The 17821-nt window shown below is 57.7% G+C and carries 20 protein-coding genes; all 20 read right to left on the bottom strand.

The features are described from left to right. Nucleotides 1–97: 97 nt before the first annotated feature. The 20 genes from AC1DCP_RS02320 to AC1DCP_RS02225 all read right to left on the bottom strand — a co-directional run bounded on the left by AC1DCP_RS02320 (nucleotide 98) and on the right by AC1DCP_RS02225 (nucleotide 17613). Nucleotides 98–772, bottom strand: a complete 675-nt coding sequence (locus AC1DCP_RS02320; RefSeq protein WP_065688341.1) for a WecB/TagA/CpsF family glycosyltransferase — start codon at nucleotides 770–772, stop codon at nucleotides 98–100. Between the two features lie 177 nt (nucleotides 773–949). Beyond that, entirely contained in the window at nucleotides 950–1486 is a 537-nt protein-coding gene (locus AC1DCP_RS02315) for a hypothetical protein (protein WP_003515123.1), read from the bottom strand. After that, the gene (locus AC1DCP_RS02310; protein WP_003515122.1) at nucleotides 1486–1854 is read right to left on the bottom strand and encodes a hypothetical protein; all 369 of its coding nucleotides are present in this window, start codon (nucleotides 1852–1854) and stop codon (nucleotides 1486–1488) included. Before AC1DCP_RS02310 ends, AC1DCP_RS02315 begins: the two co-directional genes overlap by 1 nt. Nucleotides 1855–1883: 29 nt before the next feature. Next, on the bottom strand, nucleotides 1884–2441 hold the full coding sequence (locus AC1DCP_RS02305; RefSeq protein WP_003515121.1) for a rod-binding protein: 558 nt from the start codon (nucleotides 2439–2441) through the stop codon (nucleotides 1884–1886). A gap of 115 nt (nucleotides 2442–2556) precedes the next feature. After that, complete coding sequence (locus tag AC1DCP_RS02300) at nucleotides 2557–2976, bottom strand: hypothetical protein (RefSeq protein ID WP_003515120.1); 420 nt, start codon at nucleotides 2974–2976, stop codon at nucleotides 2557–2559. Nucleotides 2977–2991: 15 nt separating this feature from the next. Then, nucleotides 2992–3747 carry a flagellar biosynthetic protein FliR gene (gene fliR / locus AC1DCP_RS02295; RefSeq protein ID WP_003515118.1) on the bottom strand — a complete coding sequence of 252 codons (756 nt, stop codon included), beginning with the start codon at nucleotides 3745–3747 and terminating at the stop codon, nucleotides 2992–2994. Then, nucleotides 3744–5831, bottom strand: a complete 2088-nt coding sequence (gene flhA / locus AC1DCP_RS02290; protein ID WP_003515116.1) for a flagellar biosynthesis protein FlhA — start codon at nucleotides 5829–5831, stop codon at nucleotides 3744–3746. Before flhA ends, fliR begins: the two co-directional genes overlap by 4 nt. 159 nt (nucleotides 5832–5990) lie before the next feature. Then, nucleotides 5991–6257: a flagellar biosynthetic protein FliQ gene (locus AC1DCP_RS02285; protein WP_003515115.1), complete on the bottom strand. Its 267-nt coding sequence runs from the start codon at nucleotides 6255–6257 to the stop codon at nucleotides 5991–5993. A gap of 49 nt (nucleotides 6258–6306) precedes the next feature. After that, nucleotides 6307–6777, bottom strand: coding sequence for a flagellar hook assembly protein FlgD (gene flgD, locus AC1DCP_RS02280; RefSeq protein WP_003515114.1), 471 nt, complete (start codon nucleotides 6775–6777; stop codon nucleotides 6307–6309). Beyond that, nucleotides 6768–7217: a flagellar biosynthesis repressor FlbT gene (gene flbT, locus AC1DCP_RS02275; protein ID WP_003515113.1), complete on the bottom strand. Its 450-nt coding sequence runs from the start codon at nucleotides 7215–7217 to the stop codon at nucleotides 6768–6770. Before flbT ends, flgD begins: the two co-directional genes overlap by 10 nt. Continuing rightward, complete coding sequence (gene flaF / locus AC1DCP_RS02270) at nucleotides 7214–7558, bottom strand: flagellar biosynthesis regulator FlaF (RefSeq protein ID WP_003515112.1); 345 nt, start codon at nucleotides 7556–7558, stop codon at nucleotides 7214–7216. Before flaF ends, flbT begins: the two co-directional genes overlap by 4 nt. A 34-nt stretch (nucleotides 7559–7592) precedes the next feature. Continuing rightward, complete coding sequence (locus AC1DCP_RS02265; protein WP_065688342.1) at nucleotides 7593–8696, bottom strand: flagellar hook-associated family protein; 1104 nt, start codon at nucleotides 8694–8696, stop codon at nucleotides 7593–7595. Between the two features lie 3 nt (nucleotides 8697–8699). Further along, complete coding sequence (gene flgK / locus AC1DCP_RS02260) at nucleotides 8700–10178, bottom strand: flagellar hook-associated protein FlgK (RefSeq protein WP_003515109.1); 1479 nt, start codon at nucleotides 10176–10178, stop codon at nucleotides 8700–8702. Between the two features lie 22 nt (nucleotides 10179–10200). After that, the gene (locus AC1DCP_RS02255) at nucleotides 10201–11481 is read right to left on the bottom strand and encodes a flagellar hook protein FlgE (protein ID WP_003515108.1); all 1281 of its coding nucleotides are present in this window, start codon (nucleotides 11479–11481) and stop codon (nucleotides 10201–10203) included. A gap of 104 nt (nucleotides 11482–11585) precedes the next feature. After that, nucleotides 11586–12257 carry a transcriptional activator Rem gene (gene rem, locus AC1DCP_RS02250; RefSeq protein ID WP_003515107.1) on the bottom strand — a complete coding sequence of 224 codons (672 nt, stop codon included), beginning with the start codon at nucleotides 12255–12257 and terminating at the stop codon, nucleotides 11586–11588. A 282-nt stretch (nucleotides 12258–12539) separates the two neighbouring features. Further along, complete coding sequence (locus tag AC1DCP_RS02245; protein WP_019564301.1) at nucleotides 12540–13106, bottom strand: lytic transglycosylase domain-containing protein; 567 nt, start codon at nucleotides 13104–13106, stop codon at nucleotides 12540–12542. Then, entirely contained in the window at nucleotides 13054–14409 is a 1356-nt protein-coding gene (gene fliK / locus AC1DCP_RS02240; RefSeq protein WP_065688343.1) for a flagellar hook-length control protein FliK, read from the bottom strand. Before fliK ends, AC1DCP_RS02245 begins: the two co-directional genes overlap by 53 nt. Then, nucleotides 14406–15683, bottom strand: coding sequence for a chemotaxis protein MotC (gene motC / locus AC1DCP_RS02235; RefSeq protein WP_003515101.1), 1278 nt, complete (start codon nucleotides 15681–15683; stop codon nucleotides 14406–14408). Before motC ends, fliK begins: the two co-directional genes overlap by 4 nt. Then, nucleotides 15680–16966 (bottom strand): MotB family protein, encoded by a 1287-nt coding sequence (locus AC1DCP_RS02230; protein WP_065688344.1) that lies wholly within the window; start codon nucleotides 16964–16966, stop codon nucleotides 15680–15682. Before AC1DCP_RS02230 ends, motC begins: the two co-directional genes overlap by 4 nt. Further along, entirely contained in the window at nucleotides 16963–17613 is a 651-nt protein-coding gene (locus AC1DCP_RS02225; RefSeq protein WP_003515099.1) for a hypothetical protein, read from the bottom strand. The genes AC1DCP_RS02230 and AC1DCP_RS02225 overlap by 4 nt, the downstream gene beginning before the upstream one ends. Nucleotides 17614–17821 lie beyond the last annotated feature (208 nt).

Below are 17821 nucleotides of genomic sequence, written 5' to 3'. Positions count from 1 at the left end.
CGCTCGGCGCCGCCCGCAACAGGCGGCTTTCAAAACCTTACGGGAGGTTAAAGGATCATGGCAAACAAATGGTTAACGCGGGCCTTGCCGACCCGCCTCAGCCCTTGCCGAGCGCGATGTGCCAGGGCTCAGCGCAAAGGCTGTAAAGCCAGCTCATATGCAGCTTGCGAAAGATCTCGGGCATGCCAGCCACTTCGGACGCCAGCACCTTGAACAGGGGACCGACCGCGATGGCGAGACGCGCATCATCGCGATTGATGCTGCGATGCAGCCATTTCTCCTGGTTTTCCGCAAGCATGCCCGCCAGCACGACATCCACCTTCACGCCCGAAGTATCCCGGTTCAGCATCACGAAATCATGCCACGGCGCATGTGCGCGCAGCTTGGCGAGGACCTCTCCGACTTGTGCTGCGTCATCCCCCGCAACGCCGATACGTTTCGGCACCGCCATATAGGTCAGAAGTGCCATGACGAAGGCAACGCCATCGATGGTCTCGGGCAGAGGCTTGCCGTGTTCGGCGCGTGCGGCGGCATTCATACCCCTGCCCTGCGGCAGAAGCAGACAGCTTTCCAGAATCTGCCTGTAAGCAATGTCCTTGAGGGACAGTCTGGCATTCTGGATGGTAAGAAATGAGAGCATCGTGTGGCCATCACAAGCCGAAGCCTGGCCGCTGACCATTTCCAGCGCCCCGTTCCAGTCCAGATCACAGACGCGCAGTCCGTGAATATTCCGTTGCGATCCCGTCCGCGCAAAATCTGCCGCGAAATTCATGCCAGCCCCCGAATGCCAAATTCACCGCCGCCAATCCGGCGCATGGTTTGCGGGACGGCAGCTCATGGGTCTGTTTATACAGGTGCTGGTTGAATTTACCCTGAAGGCAACCGATCGAATATTCCGGAAAATAGAAAGGGGCGATTAACCAGACCGGTGGCCTGCACCGCGCCGCCGTTAGTGGCTTGGGGCCGCTTCTTTTCCGGTGTCGACTTTCTCGCCTTCGACAAGCTTGACCGAACGGGGCGAGCCGTTGCCCTTTTGCTCGCGAATATCGGCCTTCGACAGATAATCGAGCTGCTCGATCAGGACGTCCCCGACCACCTCGTCGCCAAGTTTCTTGTTCAGCCCCTCTCGGATGCGCTGCTTGAAGACATCAGGGTCAAAGGTGGAGATATTGGCGATGTTGACCATGGAAGAACCCGCCAGAAGCGTGAAGAGTTCGTCGGTCATCAATTGCGTTGCGGGCAGTTCGATCTTCGCCATCTTGTCCTTGTCGACACGCAAGGAAATGCGGCTGAGGAAATAACCGTTCACACCACCGTCATTGATGACGGGGATGGTGATGCTTTCGCCTTTGACCAGTTGCAGACTTGCCTTTTTCGCCCCCGCCTCATCTCCCGACGAGGGGGCCGTCGCCATCTGGACGGAGAAATACACCGCGCCGAGCGTGACGGCGCAAACCCAGACGCCGGTGAGAAGAAGCTTCAACATCAGGAGGCTGCGCCGTACATGAACTGTTCCTGGGAATAGGTGCCGTCCGTATCGGCTTCCTGAATCGCGGTCTTGAGAAGATCCGCAACAGCGCGAACCGCATTCAGATGCGCCTCGACGCGGCTGGCATTGGTCGCGAGCTTGGACTTGATGCCCTGCACCTGATCGAGATGTCCGGCGGCGATTTCCTCATGGGGCGTATCGCGGAACAACATCGTCAACTCATAGAGGCAACGGCTTTTATGGGCATTGGAGACTTTGAAATCGAACTGGGGGTCCTTACCGATATTGTCATTCTCATTGTCGATGATCATTTCAAGACGGCCGAGAACGGATTTGATGCGGTGGTCGTTCGACATAAGGTCCATGCTTGTCTCCTCGTTATGATTTATCATGCTCAAGCCTCGTCCGTTTTATCATTGGAAACGCCGAGGACCTGCCTTTCGAACTCCGCCACCATCCGAATTGCAGCATTATGGTCTTTGTCATTCATGGATACGTCGGTAATGCCTTTGCTCTCGGCTTTCCGCAACGCATCCTTGTAGGCCTGTTCTGCAATGCCAACGCCGCCATTTCTGGAGATCGTGTCGGCAAACTGTTCCGCCATCATGCTTTTCCAGATCTCGCCGGCGTTGCCCTTGCCGTAGACCTCCTCGCTGTCTTTCGGCAGCATGTTGGCAACGAAGGTCTGAAGCACGGAAGCCTCATACTTGCGATATGTTTCAGGAACTTCGGTACGGGCAGAGCGGATGTTGGTATTGCCGAGACCTGCCTTCGAGGTGGCGCTGTCAAGCATATCAATGGCAGCGCCAAAGCCCTTGCCCGAATCGGCAAGGCTCGTCGCAGCGAAAGCCGCCTTGTTCGCCTTCAATTTTTCCTGGGCGACCTGCACTTCCTGAGGGTCCGCAGCGCGAACCACATCCATCACCAGATCGCTTATAACCGATATCGCCACGTCCAGAACTCCCGAGCTGACGAACGGGCGGCATTAAAACCGGGGCGTTCGCTCAATCAAGAAACACCGCTGAATACGTCTCTCTGGACGCCCAACGATGCAACAACGGGACAGACTATGGATCGCCAACCTTGCTGGAGGCTGGTGTCCGGGATGCGTTCGTGATTTCTAACAGATCATAGATTGCATTGTCGTCGGCCTCGCGATCCTCGAGATCGCGCGCGAGGTGCATCCTGTCCTCCAGCCGGTCGGCCTTGGTCTTTTCCTTGAGCACCTTGTTTTCCTGCAATTGCTGCACGCCGGAGAGCTGACGGTCCTTGACGACAAGGCGGCCGTAACGATCCGAATAGTGCCTGGAGAACGTCTGGTGGACCGGCTCCATGGAACTCATCGCTTCAAGCACGTTCTCCATGGATTGCGCCACTTCGGCACGCACGCGGGTGGTGTCGGCCAGTTCCACCTCGGCCATTTTCTCCATGTGGCGCTGGACCGTTACCAGGCGCTTGAGTTTGGCCGAACGCTTGTCCGAAGCCATGGCGTTTTCTCCAGATCAGAAGCCGATGAAGACCGGGCCGAAACCATCCACGAATTGCCGGATGAGGGCCGCGATCGACAGGTAAAGCATGAAAATACCGCCCGCGAGAACGAAAGGCGTCGATATGAAGTAGACCGGTATCTGCGGCGCCAGCTTGTTGATGAGGCCGACCGCAACGTTGAACATAAGGCCGTAAATTACAAAGGGGCTGGCAAGCCGCAGCATGATGGAAAAGGAGGCGCGCAGCGTGTCTGTCAGGGTTATCAGCATCTTCTGGCCGCTGATGAGCGCGCCGACCGGTGTCGTGGCGTAGGAATCGACCAGCGCCCGCAGGACGATATGGTGGAAATCCAGGATAAACAGCACCATGAGCCCACCGAAGGTGATGAAGTTCGATATCTGGTTTTCCTGCACGTCTTCAACGGCATCCGCTCCGCCGGGAGCGCTAAGCCCGATGGATGCGCCGATGAGCGCGCCCGTGAACTGGAAGCCGAGCGTGTAAAACCGCGCGATCAGCCCGTACATTGCGCCAATGACGATCTCGGTGAAGATGAGGCCGACAACGGCGCCCTGGCTTGCGCCGGAGACTTTCGGATAGATCGTATCCCACAGTACCGGCAGAAGCGCCATGGACACCGCAACGCACAGGAGAATGCGTATCTGCGGCGAGATGCGCGAACTGGAAAAGCCCGGCATGGTCATGAAGCAGGCGCCGATACGGCAAATTGCAAGGAACAATGCGATAATTGTCCCTTGCGGGTCGGTTATCATGAAATGGCGCCCAGAATCTTGATCTCCAGCCCCTTGGCCAGTTCCACATGCGAGAGAACCGGCAGGGTCGCAAAGAGTCGTTCGATGATCATGCGCACATAGGACCGTGTTTCCGGCGACGTGACAAGGACAAAGGGTAGTCCGCGATCCATGAATTCACGGATAACTTTCGATGCCTGCTCGGAAAATTCCTCGAGATGGCGGGGATCGATATCGAATTCGACGATTTCGCCCTTTTGATCGCGCTTGAGCGCCTGATGGAAGACCATGTCCCATTTGTTGCCGAGGCGAAGCACACGCAATACGCCATTGTCGGCAAGATCGCCGCAGAGCTGCTGCGACATGCGCACCCGTACATGTTCGACGATCTGCTCGGTCTTGCGCACATGCGGGGCAAGTTCGGCGACCGCTTCCAGAATGAGATGCAGGTTGCGGATCGACACACGTTCGGCGAGCAGCAGTTTCAGCACGGCCTGCAGGCCGGAATAGGACATGTGCGACGAGCAGATTTCGTCGGCAAGCTTCTTGTATTCCGGGTCCAGCCTGTCGATGAGGATCTTGACGTCCTTGTAGGACAGCAATTGGGGCAGATTGTTGCGAATGACTTCGCTCAGATGCGTCAGCACCACAGAGACATTGTCGATCGGGTGGAAACCTTCGCGCTTCAAATCCTCGGTGAATGTCTCGAGAATGGAAACGGCCGGCATGCCGAAGGCGGGTTCGCGGATTTCGTCGCCCGGAATGCTCGGCTTGCGCCCTGCCCCCGTCACGACAAGAACATCGCCAACGCGCAGATTACTCGACGCGATCGTCGTGCCATGGACACGGATCTGGTAGGCCTTTTCCGGGATCATGATGTCGTCGGAGACCTTGATCTCCGGCACGACGAAGCCGTATTGGGTCGCGAATTTCTTGCGCATCTTGCCGACACGGAAAGCCAGTTCCTGATGCGCACCGAGGAGGCGGGTCGAAACCTGCTTGCCGAGGGCAAGTTCAATTTCGGACGTCTTGAGGACCTGCTTGACGGAGTCCTTTTCCGCTTCGTTGGTCTGGAGAACCTTGTCCTCCTCTTCCTGACGGCGCTGCGCGCTTTCCGCTTCGACCTGGCGCGGAATATACCAGCTGCCGAAGGCCATGATGCCGCCCAAAAGCGTGAAGGGCAGGAAGGGCAATCCCGGCATGACGGCAAGAAGCCCCATCAGCATGGCTGCGACCATCAAGGCGCGCGGATATCCGCTCAGCTGATTGATGACGGCCTGATCCGTCGATCCCGAGGTGCCGCCGCGCGACACCAGAAGGCCGGCCGCCAGCGACACGATAAGGGCCGGGATCTGCGAAACGATACCGTCGCCGACCGAAAGCTTCACGAAAACATCGGCAGCCTCGCCGATCGGCATGCCGTGGCGGAAGTAACCGATGATGATGCCGCCGAAAATATTGATCGCGGTGATGATCAGGCCGGCGATCGCGTCGCCGCGTACGAACTTCGAGGCACCGTCCATCGAGCCGAAGAACGAGCTTTCCTCTTCCAGCTCGCGGCGACGGCGTTGCGCTTCCTTTTCATCGATGATGCCGGCGGACAAATCCGCATCGATCGACATCTGCTTGCCGGGAATGGCATCCAGCGTAAAGCGCGCGCCGACTTCGGCGATACGGGTGGCACCCTTGGTGATAACGATGAAGTTGACGGTGATCAGGATCAGAAAGACGATCAGACCGATCACGAAGTCGCCGGACATGACGAGGCTGGAGAAGCCCGCAATCACGCCGCCCGCCGCCGTCGGCCCCTCGTTGCCGTGCGAAAGGATGACACGCGTCGTCGCAATGTTCAGCGACAGGCGAATCATGGTCGCGATCAGCAGCACGGTTGGAAAAGACGAGAAATCCAGCGGACGCTGAATCCAGAGCGCCACCATGAGGATGAGGACCGAAAGTGCTATGGAAAAGGCCAGACCGACATCCACCAGAACGACCGGAATGGGCAGGAACAGCACGCAGAGGATCGACACGATGCCCAATGCGAAACCGACATCCCGCATGCTCGGGCTTACCTTGGGCAAGGAAATGACTGGTGGTTGCGCCATAAAATCGTCCTGTCTCTTCATGAGAAGGGCGACGGAAAAGCCGCCGCACGGTTCCGCGGCACCGGTTTTCTAAAATCGCTGACGCAATTCAGCCCGATGCTTCAGCCTATCCCTAGTCGCTGAAGCTTGCGCGAGGATGGCATCCAGACGGTACGGGCGTCAGAAGCCCGACTGAACCCGCGAAAAGACGAGATTGGAAAAAAGGGCGATCTGCGCGCCCACAAACGGGGCGGCAACGCCGAGAACGATCATGATCGTTACGATTTTAGGGACAAAGGTCAGCGTCATTTCCTGAACCTGGGTCAGGGCCTGGATGAAGGCGATGGCGACACCAACGATCATGGCCGCGAGAACGGCGGGACCGGCCGCGACGAGAACCGTCCAGACTGCCGCCTGCATGATATCAAGCGCATCGGCCTCGTTCATCGTCGCATCCTTTATTCCGGAAAGGCGGCATCATGCCGCCTCTTCAATGTCAGGAACCTGCAGGCACGTCCGAATCGGTGCCGCTATCAGGTGTAGTCGCGATCGGACCGTTCGAGAAGGTCACACCGGCCTGCAGCAGCACTTTGTCACCAGCTTCTGTGATGGCGACGACGCCGTCCGAATAGACTTCGACTTCCTTTACCACGCCGGTGACCTTGTCGTCGGCGCTCTTGACCGTTTTGCCAACCAGGTCGGAAGCGCGTGTCAGGGCTTCGGCCTGCAGCATGCTCTTCAGATGGGTGTTGGTCTTGATCGTCTGCTCAACCTGCGAGAAGCTCGCAAGCTGCGACATCTGCTGGCCGGCATCCATCGGGCTGGTCGGATCCTGGTTTTTCATCTGGGCGATGAGAAGCTTCAGGAAGCTGTCGTAGTTAAGCGAGGCCGCGCTTTTGTCGTTGCTGCTCGCCCCGGCATTTGCCCAGGGGTTAGAGGCTGCCGACGTGACTGCATCTACCGCCATGGTGCGATCTCCTTGCGAATCTGCTCGATCGTTGCGGGGGTCATTTCCTGATTGTTGAGGATCTTTTCCTCGGTCGGGTACAGGCCACGAATGGCCTTCAGCGCTTCGAAAGCCTTACCCGAGGCAACCAGACCGTCGATACGCTTGAGTTCGGCCAAAATCTCCTCATGCTGGAAGCAATTCAGCAGCATGCTCACGGATTTGCGGAACAGGTTCGTCGACTGTTCGCGTCCTTCCGGGTTGATGAGGATCATCTGGGCGATGAAATAAAGCTGTCTGAGCGGCGTCGTCGCCTGCTCCGGCTGCAGGACGTGGTTTTCAAGCAGGAACGTGACGTCGTTCAGGAATTCGAGGGCCACCTTGCGATCCACCCGCAAAACCGCGCCGTTGATGAAAATCTTTTCGCCCGATTTCAGCGAGATTCGAAGTGTACTTTTCATTTCAGTCCATCCCTGATGATGGTTGTCACGTCAATTATACCCTGGAAATTCGTCGACTGACGTTTCCGGATCAGTTCGCACTCTTTCAAAATCCAGATCGCGATCGAAATCAGATTTGCCCTGAGTTCCATGGCCAGCTGGTTTTCGGGCTGCTTGAGGTCCTCAATGAAGCGGATCCAGACCCGTCGAGTGTAAAAAAGCGCTTCGATCGTGTGGCGCTGGGAAGAGGAATCCTTTGCCTCCACCAGTAGATCGATCGATTTTGTCAACGCCTGCCGCTCGCGATCCTTCGCGTCTGCGACACCATCCTCCATGATTTCGGCGTAGGAAAACTGGTACATTCATGTATCCTTTATCTGCCGCCACCCCTGTTCATCAGAGGTAGTTTACCAGACTCATTTTTTGCAGACGCGACGTAAGGCTGTAGGCAATTTCAATCTGCTGCTGGAGCAGATCCAGGCGTGTCTTCACCTCGTAGGTATCGATCCCCTCGATATCCAGCAGATGAGTCTCGATGATCTTTTTCTGGGCGGCGAGCGAGTCGTTCGCTTTCGAAACACGGCTTTCGGAAAGGCCGAGCTGGCTCTGCTGCTGGTTCAAACCACTAATGACCGTGCCTATATTGGTCACCGACCTGGTCGCCACCAATTCGCGAACATCGCTTGGGACCTTGTCATCAAGGAACGTCATCGCCGTCATTGCTGTCATCGCGAAATAACGCATGCCCTGCGAGTTGCTGTTGGTCGATGTCTCGACCACCTCGTTCTGGCTGATGCGGCTCGTCATGTTCGTGTCGCTCGCCTTCGACCCATAGGTCGTCCAGAAATCGTAATTCTGGCCGGCCGTCAGATCGCTGTGCGGTGGGTTCGTAACCGGCGTAGTACCGTTGAACACGCCTTCGATACGGGTCATGAACGCCGCGGCCTGATCCTTGGACAGGTCGGCAATGTTACCGACCGCAGGTGTCTGTGTCGCCATGAACGCGTTCAGCTCAACCTCATAGGCTGCCTTCAGCGTCGATCCTTCGGCAAAGTAGTCATCGATAGGCTTCACATCTGTATTGATGCCGGAAAACAGAAATTCGCCACTGACTGCTGTATTGGCAAAACCGGTGAAGGTGTTGAACGCATTCGAAATGGTTTTGGCGACCGTTGCCAGAGTTGGTGCTGCGCTGCTGGTATTCGGAACAAGAACCTTCTGAATTTCCTGGGCAGCCTTTGCCATGCCATCAAGTGCCGCCTGAGAGGACTTGAGGCGCTGCGTGGCGATGGAATTGACGCTGACGAGCGAAGAGAGACGATCGACATCGCGATTAAGGTCAAGACTGCGGGCCGTGTTGGCACCCAGCGTCACGCCCAGGTCCGCATGTTTACCCGTGGTCAGCTCGGTATTGAGGTTCGTCATCTCAAGCTGGGCCTTGAGGATGGTGCTGCGCATGCTGTTCTGCATCGCCAGCGATGAAATGAAGGACGTTTTCATCTATTACCTCACCATATCCATCAGCGACTTGAGCATGTCGTCGATGGTGGTCACCAGCTTCGTGGCGGCCTTGTAGGATTGCTCGATATCCATGAGCAGCGAAAGCTCCTCATCCAGGCTGACGGCAGTATTGTTCGAATAGGAGGTGGCGGAGCGCTCATAGAGCGCGCTTTTCGCTTCGTTTGCCGAAGTTGCGCCGGATCGTTCCTGTTCGAGCCACCCCACCGAGTTGGTGCCGTATTTCAGGATGCTTGTATTCGTATCGATACGTGTCGACGCGGCAAAATTCATGGGCGCGTCAAAAGCAGTGACATAGCTGTCGATCAGTGCGGAAAACCCGGTTCCGCCTGAAGTTGTGCTGTTGATTACATAAGCGGTACCGTTGATACCGCCGTCGCGCAACAATTCCGGGTTTCCACCTTTGGAAATAATTAACGCAGGGTTGACGGTAATGCTCGCAGCGAGCCCGGGAGAGACAACACCGCTTGCCGGAATGGTTGTGGCCGCAGGGGAGCCGTAGGTGAAGAGGCCTGGCATCTTCGGCAGCGTGCTGGTGGGGCTGGCCGGCTTTTCCGCAAACATGGTGATGAGGCCGCGCGCAATTTCGTCGAGCTGGCTCTGCATGGTTGGCGCCAGGTCGTCACGAACCTGCATAAGACCCTGAAGCGAACCTTCCGCTGTCGTGTTGCTGCCACTGCTCGCCTTGATCGCGACGCCATCAACGTAGATCGCGTTCCCCGTGACCGTCGCGTCGTAGCCCGGCTGCGCCTTGAAAGTAACCTTGCGCGGCACAACTTCGAACAGGGTCGCGCCATCCGCCGTGTAGAGCGCCACGTCGTTGTTTTCACGATTGACGACGTTGATCCCGATGATGGACGAAATGTCCTTCAGCAGCGTCTCGCGCTGGTCGAGAGCATCACTTGGATTGCCGCCGATCGCGGTCTGCGCCTTGACCTCGTTATTGGCTTCCTCGAATTTCGCGAGCAGGCCGTTCAGCTTGTCGACCTGAAGGGACATTTCCTTGTCGGCACGCAGGCGCATCGCCTGCAGTTCGGACGAAGCCTTGTTCAGGGAATTGGCGACGTCCACGGCGGATGTCACCGCCGTCGCAGCAAGCGCGGAATCGCTCGGCTTTGAGGCGTAACCGTCAAGGCTCTTCAGCAGTTCCTTCATATAGGTGGCAGGCGAACTCTCGTAATCGTTGCCGCCGAAAAGGCTTTTCATCTCCTCGAGCCCGGTCAGAACGGTTTTCTGGCCGGAAGCGAGGGATGCACTGGAGATCGTCTGCCTCAGGAGGCTCTCATTCTGGGCACGGCCGTTGGCGACAATACTTGCACCTGACATGGTCGTGCCGAGAATGGCGGTTCGCTTGACGTAGTTCGCATTACCCACATTGGCAATGTTTTTCGAAGTAACGTCCGTCTGCTTACCTGTATTGTTGAAGATCGACTGCGCAGTATTCATTGCTGACGTGAGCGACATTCATTTGTCCTCGTGAGAATTACTATCTCTTCAGATTGATCAGGACATCCATCAAATCCGACCCGGTCTGGAAGACTTTCGAATTCGCTGTATAGATACGCTGGGATTCAATCATGTCGGTGAGTTCGCTGGCGATATCGACGTTCGAGCCCTCAAGCGCACCCTTCTGGATGTAACCGAAGCTGCCCGTCTGCGGGAAACCGATGGTGACGACGCCCGACTCGTTGCTCGGCAGATAAACGTTGCCGTTCTGAGGGGAGAGGTTGTCGACGCTCGGCACCGTGGCAACCGCCAGCTGGTAGATGTTGCGGCGGCCACCATCCTGATAGACTGCAGTCACTACGCCGTCCTTGCCGATTTCCACGTCCTTGATCTGGCTCGGGCCGTTACCGTTCAGGATCGCGGTGCCGGGTGTGAACTTCGTCGAGAACTGCGACATGTCGGACAGGTCGATACTTATTGCCTGCGGGACGCCGCTGACCGTGTCGTTGATGGTGATCGACTTTTGAGAGGTAGGTGTGAGCTTATTGGTCGCCGGGTCGAATGCCAGCGTGACTGATTCCTTGACAAGGTTCGCTGCTGGGGTCGCCGTGTAAGGGAAGCCGCCATTGGTCGACTGGTCCTGACGATAGACTGCCACTTCCCAGGTATTGGCGCCGGTCTTGGTGTAATAGAAATCGTAGAGAACCTTCGCGCCACCGCTGTCGTACGCCGTCAACGATGTCTTGTTACCGATCGTCGATGTTGCAAGGTTGTCGCTCGGACGCGAGCCCGCCGCAACAGCGGCTTCATCGCGATTGAGGTTGGCCGGGAAGCTGCCCTGCGTGGAGGGCGATGCTGTCAGGCCGAAATTATTGACGTTGACGGCCTCAAGGCCGGTAAAGCCGTTGACGACGGCAGCTGGCGCATTTGCCCCGTAGGGGTAACCCATCAGCTGGAAGCCCGCTGCGTTTTCCAGGTAGCCTTCCGCATTCTTCACGAACGAGCCAGCACGTGTGAGATAAGGCGTGCCGCCACCATCCTGAACCACGAAGAAACCGTTGCCCTGAATGGCAAGGTCGGTGCTCGACGTGGTGTAGGAGAGGTTGCCCTGCTCTGAAATGCTGTAGCGAACGTTGGACTGCACGCCGCCGGAGGCATAGCTGCCCGACGAGGAGGGCAGAACGAGCGAGGAGAACGACGTCGATGCGCGCTTGTAGCCGGTGGTGCTTGCGTTGGCGATGTTGTCGCCAACGGTTCCCAGCTTGTTAGCCTGTGCATTCATGCCGGACACACCGGTTCGCATAGTGCCGAAAATACTCATTCAAAAACCCTCGTGGTCATCTTCAGGGAGAAGGTAAAGCGTTTGGCTTGCGTGAAGCTGTCTGAAATACCGCGTTTGAAAAAGACCACGCGGATGAATGAATATTATTGCCAATCAATGCTGTAACCGAGGAAACGCTTCGAATCGACCGGATCGTAGCCGAGCTTCTTGCGAAGCTTCTTGCGAAGCTTGCTGATGTGGCTTTCCACGACGTTCTCTTCGACGTCATCATCGAAGATGCCGTAGATGGCATTGAAAATCTGCGCCTTGGAAACGCGGCGTCCGCGATTGGCAATCAAATATTCAAGGATGCGGCGCTCGCGCCGCGGCAAGGCAAATACCTCGCCACCGACTTCGGGATCACGACCGTCTGAGAAAACCCGGATCGGTCCCGCATCGGTGAAATTCGAGATAACCTGCAGGCGGCGACGGATCGCCGCCGCACGCGCAAGGATTTCACGGGGGTGAACCGGCTTGCGCACGACGTCATCGACGCCGCTGTCGAACAGCGCCAGCGTCGATTCCAGCGATGGCTGGTCGCTGACCGCGATCACCGGTGCCGTCGTGCGATCCCTGATCGCCTTGGGCAAGGAGAAGCTCCGGTCGCCCTGACCGATCAGGAATGCCTCTACGGCCGCCAGATCGCTGTCCGCTGCCGTCGAGACCCACTCCCCGAATTCGACCGGATCGAAACCGGTCGAGGGGATGCCCTCACGCCCAAATAGAGAAGTATAGCCGTCTTTAACGAGCTCGCGCTCATCAACCACTACGATCATTCGTCCGCCTCCGAATCAGTGTGGTGTTTTCCAATGCGGCATTGGTACGAATCGGGGGATTCAGCGACAACTGTAGGAAATCATCGATAGTTATTAATAATTGATTAACCATTTTGTGCCGATTTGATCTATATATAGTGGTTGTTAACCATATACGGTACAAAATTTTTGTGTAAAAATTTCAAAAATCCGAAAAAATCGCTTGCGGCGCCTTTTTTAGGGCTTTCTCTCGCCACATTTCAAATTGCGAGTCCTTGACCGCACCAAAACAATCGATGGTTGTTATCCGTCGCAGAAATTTTTCGCGTTGGCGGTCCATTTTCCGTAGCCCGTCGCCACCAGATTGGCGATCACCCGGCAGACATATTTCTTTTGAGCCGGGTCGTTGTTGGGCCCGGCATGATAGCGGGCAACCGCCATGGTCCAGGTTTCGTGCCTGTTGTGGAGATTGCGCAGGAACATGGCGGCATATTCGACATTGCGGCGCGGATCGAACATTTCACGCGCGGATGTGAAGTTTTCGCCATGGAAATAGTGGTTTATCTGCATGCATCCGAGGTCGATCAGCTTGGCGCCGTTGCGCTTTGCCGTCTCGAAAGTGGTCAATGCCTCCTCGGTGGAGGAGGCAAATACCGGTTTTCCCTCAATATTCATGGCGTTGGGGTCAAGCCGACCCTTGCGACCGGTCTCGGTCAGGCCGACAGAATAGAGAATTCCCTCCGGCACGCCGTATTTGCGGGCGGCGGACTGAATTTCCCTTTCACAGACACCTGACGTTGCCGAAGCGGAGGCGTTTTCAGAGGTAAACGCCGTTGTCAGCAGAAGTGCGGGCAGAGCCAAGAGCGCCATCCATGCCTTCATTATGCACCCCCAAATTATCACCATTGCCCTGCCGTCCGCCGCGTGTGCCGGACTCGTCACGGTTGCGCCCTGCGGCGGCCTGTTGGCCCTGCTGCTGCGCCTGCTGATTTTGCTGATTGTTGGCTTGTGTGCCCGTTTGGTCACTCTTGTCAGAAGAAGCAATGCTGATCGTGATGTTATCGACCGTCAGACCCTGCGCCTTGAGGCCCTCGAGGATGCTCTTGCTGTCCTGCTGAAGCTTTTTGTAGGCGGCCACGTTCTCCACCGTCATGTGAACGGCAAGCTCATCACCGGCAAGACGCAACGACATCGTCACCGATCCCAGCTCGATCGGCGTCATGTGCAGCTTCAGCGTATGGACGACTTTGCCGGTGCTGCTCTGGGCCGCCTCATTGGACAGCGACGAGCCGGGCTGCATAGCGCTAACCCATTCAGAATCATTGGCGATGAGGCCAGTCAGAGCCGAGGCGTTGGATGATGGTGCCAGACCAATGAACCGCCGCGAATCGAGAACGGTAATCGTCTCGGTCGCCTTGCCACTGCTTTCCCGGGCATCGAACTCGACACGGCCATCCCGCTGAACCGTACTCATATCGAGAGCGCGGGCCGTGCCGGAACGAGGAGATGCGAAGCGGAATGCCGAGGCGTCGCCTTCAGTGCCCGATCCGGATCCGGCTTCGTTTCCGGCAAGCTCGGTCCGTGCGTGCATGTCCTTCGCCAGAGGATCAGCCTTACCCCTGACCGTTTCGACCTTTTCGGATTTGACATCGGCCTTGCCGGCAATCGCCTGTGCAATTTCCTCAAGGGGCGTCTTGGCTGTCACGATATCGCCGACATTGGCCGTGAGCGTCTGCAGCTCTGCCAGCTTCGGATCGATTGCATCCGCCGCCGTCTGGCTCTCCTTGTCGGCGTCCTTGACCTTCTTGCCAGGTTTGCCGTTTTCAGGCGATGTGTGCGCCGTCTTAATCGCATTCTGAAGTTCCGCCAGCGCCTCGTGGCCATGGCCTTCTCCGGAATGGTCCTTGACGATCACGTTCAGGAAGCTCGGGGGCCGCTTGACCGGCACATCCTTCTTTTCAGCATCGTCATCCGGTTGCGCATTCTGCTCCTCAGCCGATCCCGCTTCCTGCTGATGACGCGAATGCGGTGCCTGCGGCGGGCGCTCTTCCCTGACCGTCGCGAGGGTGTCGCCGAAACTTCCGCCTTTGGCGTCGTCCCTCACACTGGCGCTGCCAGCGCGCGGATCGTTATATGGCGCATTCACTATCGCGTTGATGGTTGCGTCGATCATGGTGCCCCCTCGCCTTTCTTCAAAAGGCTGTCGATTTCATCGAGCTTACTGCGGCCGCTCGTCACGAGTTGCCGGACGTTCTCGCCCTCATCCTCAGCCTTGTGGTTTTCAACTCTCCATATGCCCTTGGTCTCGGCACTGGCCGCCTCATTCGCGGGCGCGCCCGACCCGGCCCCCTGCCCTGCCGTGACACCGGGATCGGCGCCAGGCTGCGGGGAAGGCGGACGAACCACCTGGTCGGCGATTGCCCTTGCCGCGTCCCGCAGGGCCCTGTCGCGATCCGAAAGCTGGGCCTCGGGAATTTGCCCGATTGTTTCAATCGCGCTCACCACATCGGGCGTGCCGATATTGGAAAGGCTTTCATATAGATTTGCCTGAACTTGCGGCTGGTCCGGCATATCCGGCGACAGCGCTTTCGCCTTTAACGCCGCCATGCGCGCCAGCGAATCCTTGCCGCTGATCGCCGCGAGACGGGACAGGCGCAGATAAGCTTCCTTCTGCCTCTCCGCGTCCATCATGGCGAATGTTTCCTCTATCGTGTCGTGCCCGATGGAATCGACACGTTTGACCACCAGTGAGACCAGAAGGTCCGCGAACTGGCTGGCATAGGGCGAATGCAGGAACCGCCGCGCGTAACGCTGTGCATATTCGACGCCACGCCCGGCATCGCCGTCTTCAACGGCGATAGCAAGCGAGCGGCGGAGTGCAGCCTCCTCCACGATGGTACCGGGCGCTTCGAGCCGGGCTATGTCATAGAAACCCAGGGCAGCCACCGGATCGCGGGGGATCGTCACATTGCCGCCGATCAGTGCAAGATAGGCGCCAATTCTCGTGCCGCGATACTCGGGCACCATGGCCGCGATGCTCTGGGCGACCAGCGTTCCCTTGCCGGACAGATATTTGCGCAGAATATCGGCGACGCGGCTGTCGAAATTGCCGTCCACATCCCGCGCGACGAGCAATTCGAGCGTGGCCGGATTGCCGCCGCTCATCGCGTAGACAAGCGCCGCATCGACATTGCGCGGATCCTTGAAGATCGCCGAAGGTGCACTCTTAAGCCGCTCGTCGATCGTCTGGAGCAGAAACCGCTGCATTTCGGTTGCCGAATGGTCTCCCATGGTGACCGAATCCTGCACGAACTGCAGGGAACGCAACATGGCATAGGGCATGAGGTTGTCTTGCGATTGCGCAAAAACCTTCGCCGGTTCGGCACCGAGACCACACAGTGTCGCCGCAAGAAAAACCCAACGTTTCGAGGATTTCGTCACACTCACCCCCGATCGGCCTCAAGCAGGATTTCGATACGGCGGTTCGCATTCGCCAGCGGGTCTGCCGGCACCTGCAATCTGCGATCCGCGAAACCCGAAACCTGTTTCACCCGCTCTTCCGACAGGCCGCCGCGAACCAGCATGTAATAGGCGCTATGCGCGCGGTCCATGGAAAGCCGCCAATTGTCATTGGCCTCACCCTTGAACTGGCGTCCATCGGTATGGCCGCGGATCACCACGCTGCCGCCACGCTCCTGAAGCAACTTGCCGATCTTCTCCATGGCCAGGACCATTTCGCCGCGGGGCACAGCCGATCCGACATTGAACATCGGCGTTTCCGTCTGGTCGGAAATGGTCAACAGCAATCCGCCTTCGGCGGGCGTCACCACCAGACCTTCGGCGAGCTTGCCGCTGATGCCGGATATCTGCTTCTCGATCTCTTGGCGCAGCTCTTTGGCCTCTTCCTTCTGCGCAGCAGTACCTTGCTGCTGCTGCTCCGGCTGAGGCTGCGTAAGTGCTGCCTGCTCGGCGGCACCCGGCCGCTGCTGCGGCACCACGGCGGCGACTTCCATGGCCTTGCCGTGATCTGCACCATCGGCTGGCTGCTGAGACGATTTAGCCGCAACCGCTTCATTATCCTTGGCAGCGTCCTGCTGCTTGTTCTCGGCAGATTGCTGCTGTTCGACCGGATTTTGCTGCTGGTCCGCACGTGTGATCTTCACCTGCTGGGTCCAGAAATCGGGATCGAAGGGATCGCGGTAAGCCTCACCGCCGCTCGCACCCGTCGCCGGGCCGGAATCGGCAGCACCACCTTCGCCCTTGGCGCTGACATTGGCCTGCTGCCCGACCTGCTGGGCAATTTCCGCCAGAACGGAATAGGGATTCTCGAAAAAGTCCGCTTCTGAGAAGTTCGACTGCTCCCCGGTCTGCGAGGTCAGGTCTTCACCTGTCGCGGCGGCTGAACCCTGGGTGACCTTTTCCGCCTTTATGTTGGACTGGTCTTTCTTCTCGACGCCCTCTTCCTTGTCCACGGGCTTTTCCAGCCCCTTGGACGAAGGTTTCTCATCGGACAGCTTTATCGGATTGAAATAGCTGGCGACCGAGGCCTTGGTTTCCTCGTTTGCGGCGTTGACCAGCCACATGACGAGGAAGAACGCCATCATGGCCGTCATGAAGTCGGCATAAGCGATCTTCCACGCGCCGCCATGGGCGCCATCGTGCCCGCCCTTGTGGCGTTTGACGATGATGATCTCGTTCTTGCCGTGGTGGTGATTTTCGCCTTCACTCATTTCATCACCTTGCGAAGACTGGACGCCCAGGCGGACATGCGCGTGACGAACACGCTTTCACCCAACTCAACGGAGAGGTCGATATCTGCCGTCTCGATAAATTTCATCGTCTCTTCTTCAAAGCCCGGCTGCGTCTTCAGCTGCTCAAACAAATCTTTCGGGCCTTTCACGACAAGGGTCACGGCCTCGCCATCCGGCATGGAAGCGCGAACGACATCGGCAAGCGCCGAAACCGCCTTCAGCGACAGCTCTTCGGTCAGAACCGGGGCAAGGATATTGGCAGTCTGTTCGCTGAGATTGGTGGCGATCGCATCGATGCCTTCACGCAGTCTTAGCGACAGGAAAACGGCAATTTCTTCGAGATAGACGGAACGTAAGCCTTCGAGTTCTGCGGCATGAGCGGCAAGAAGCTCCTCGCGCTCGGCCTGCATTTTCTCCGTGATCTCGCGGGTCGCATCCTCGTGACCACGGGCATAGGCGGCCTGTTTTTCGCTTTCGACGTCGAGCGGCTCGAATTCATCGAAACCGGACGCAATATCGCCAAAACCGGAAATGCCGTCGACATCCGCCAACGGTTCGCCGAACGTCAGTCCCGCGGGCTGCACGTCACCGAAATCCTTGAGATATCTTGCAATGGACGCGCTCATGCCGGCCCCCGGCAAGACAGGCCAAAGGGGCGAGACATGTTTCGTTGCCTGCGATCTAAGCCGTTTGGCGGCACCACCGTCATCCTTGCTACCCTGCCCGTCTCTTCAATTGTTTCCGGCCGGATCACGCCATGCGATCCACCCGATATTGCCCCGACGTTAGGTGTTCAAACTTGTGCGAGGATGAAGGCGGACCCCGTTTTCAGAA

Source organism: Agrobacterium sp. 10T429 (assembly GCF_056393925.1).
The sequence above is the reverse complement of the archived record's forward strand: the minus strand, read 5'-3'. Positions and strand labels throughout refer to the sequence as shown.